Raw genomic sequence first — 2366 nt, 5'->3', positions numbered from 1 at the left:
TCAGAAAGAATTAAATAGTGACAATGTGGATTATATGAATCTGATTGTAACACCAAGTAAATCGTATACTGATTTAATCAAAGATGACAAGCGTTAATTAGAGAATAATATAGTATAGAAATATTTCTTAGCTTGGACATTTGTTCAAGTGTTTCCAAAACAAAAATAAGTAATGAAATATTTTTTTCATTTGATTAGGCAGACGTGCCTAATTCGAGTGATTTTACAACAAAATAATATCAAGAAGAAAGGATTTAACAGTAATTCTAGGTGATTATGGTTACGTAACCTCTGTAAAATAGTGTGTTTTGACAGAGAATAAAGAAAAAAATAATTCTCAAGGGCTACGAGTGTTAAGTTTATGTGGTGGCGTAGAAACAGGATTATATGCGTTACAACAACTTGGAATACCTATAAGAGAATATCATACATATGAAATTTTACCAGAAGCCATAGCAGTTTCTCAGTACCATTTTCCGCTTGTGGTATATCATGGTGATTTATATGAAGCGGATTTTGAACAGTTCAAAGGATTTGATCTTCTATTGGCAGGTACATGCTGTCAGTCTCTTTCAAGAGTACGAATTGAAAATAAAGAAGTCAACAATGGTCTTGATGGTAAATCAGGAATTTTCTTTAAAGCGATTGAGTGTCTTAGGGTAATTCAACCCAAATATTTCATGTTTGAAAATGTAGTACCAAGTAGCGATGAGGATTTGAAAACAATGACAGAATGTATTGGTGTTGAACCTATTTTGATTGATTCAGGAATATTTTCAGCTCAGAATCGTGAGAGATATTATTGGACAGACATACCACTAGGCGAATTGCCTGAAGAATCTCCATTAGTTTTGAAAGATATTATGGAGAATAATGTAGATGAGAAGTATTTCTACAAGAAGGACTTTGAGATTTTGGATATGAATAAGCGTGTATGTGCTGAACTAAAGGTCAACACAACAGAAATGTGTAAAAGAATTTATAATCCAGATTTCAAAATGTCAACATTAACCTGTGTGTCGGGTGGTTATCAAGAGAAAAAAGTATTAGATAACGATAGACCACGAAAATTGACTGAAATTGAATATGAGAGATTACAGGGATTACCAGATAATTTCACAAAAGTTCAGCTCAATGGTCGTTATTTATCATACTCAAAAAGGTGCAGCCTGATGGGTAATGGCTGGAATGAACCAACAGTTGAATGGATCTTGAGCGGATTAAGAGAATAACATAAAATCAAGACCGATTGAAAGCGGAATTTCTTGTGGAGAAAGGAGAGAATATACATATGAATTCTAAAGGAATTATAGCAATTAAAGATGAAACGATATGTATGGAATGCCTAAAAAATAAAGCAACTCATACATATTACATTACATATAGAGGTTATGGTAGTTCTTTTGATGATATGGACACAAAATTTCAGTGTTGCGATGAATGCGATAGACCAGAATATGATGAATGGTTCAATGAAAAGGAAGTAATGGATGATTATGTAGAGACTTATCAACATGAAGATAAAATCTGGAACTTAATTAGGAGTCTTCCGTTAGAAAGTCAGGAATTATTTGAAAATAGATTTGACAACAGGTGTTGGAAAATGAATTCACAAGATTGGATAGATTATGAATTAGATGAACTTCCACATGAAAGGTGTAAAGAATATGGTTTGTATTCACCAAAAGATATAGAAGCCTACAATAGTAAATTTACGACTTGTGAATATGTTGCAAATGTTGTCTGGGATGATAATTCAAAAGGCTCATGGTGTCCTTTTGGTACAAGTGGAAATTATGATCAAAAAATTGACGAGTGTGGAAATTTATCTGATAAGTGTACAGATTGCAGTTTTTATAAAAAGCGAGAAACACCGATTAAAGAAATCAAAGGTGAAGATCTTGGTCAATGGAAACATTATATGAGTGTAAAATTACAAGAGGAAGATTATAAAAAGAAGTTTGGTTAGGAGAATAAGTAAATGAGTAAAGCTGTTTTAGTGATGGACATGCCAAGTAGCTGTGATAAATGTCCTCTTTGTTTTGATAATTATGGGCAATGTGATCTTTGTGCTGCAACAGGACGCTTAGATAAATATGTGGATATGATTTATGAAGAAGTAATAAAAATTGATAATAAGCCAAATTGGTGTCCATTAAAAGAAGTACCAAGCGAGATATATAATAATATTTGTAATGGTGAATATTTGGATGGATATGATGATGGTTGGAACGATTTTAGAAGTCAGATTCTAAATAATAGGTAAATAATATGCTAATAGGGAAAAATAATGGAATTATAAATTTATCAAATCCTATTACTGGTAAAAACATTTGTTCCGTTGATGGAATTACAGATGCTTCATT

The 2366-nt window shown here is 32.0% G+C and carries 3 protein-coding genes; all 3 read left to right on the top strand.

Annotated features, from left to right (window positions below):
• The first annotated feature begins 308 nt into the window (after window positions 1-308).
• Genes DWX91_RS16170 through DWX91_RS16160 form a run of 3 tightly spaced genes read left to right on the top strand, consistent with a single transcriptional unit; the run spans window position 309 to window position 2266 of the window.
• On the top strand, window positions 309-1232 hold the full coding sequence (locus tag DWX91_RS16170; protein ID WP_118539819.1) for a DNA cytosine methyltransferase: 924 nt from the start codon (window positions 309-311) through the stop codon (window positions 1230-1232).
• A gap of 59 nt (window positions 1233-1291) precedes the next feature.
• On the top strand, window positions 1292-1969 hold the full coding sequence (locus DWX91_RS16165; protein WP_118539817.1) for a hypothetical protein: 678 nt from the start codon (window positions 1292-1294) through the stop codon (window positions 1967-1969).
• A 12-nt stretch (window positions 1970-1981) separates the two neighbouring features.
• A complete protein-coding gene (locus DWX91_RS16160) occupies window positions 1982-2266 on the top strand; it encodes a hypothetical protein (protein ID WP_118539815.1) in 285 nt (94 codons plus the stop codon).
• Window positions 2267-2366 lie beyond the last annotated feature (100 nt).

This window comes from Clostridium sp. AF22-10 (assembly GCF_003478725.1).
In the GTDB taxonomy this organism is placed as follows: domain Bacteria; phylum Bacillota; class Clostridia; order Lachnospirales; family Lachnospiraceae; genus Otoolea; species Otoolea fessa.
This window is presented reverse-complemented; position numbering and strand designations above follow the sequence as displayed.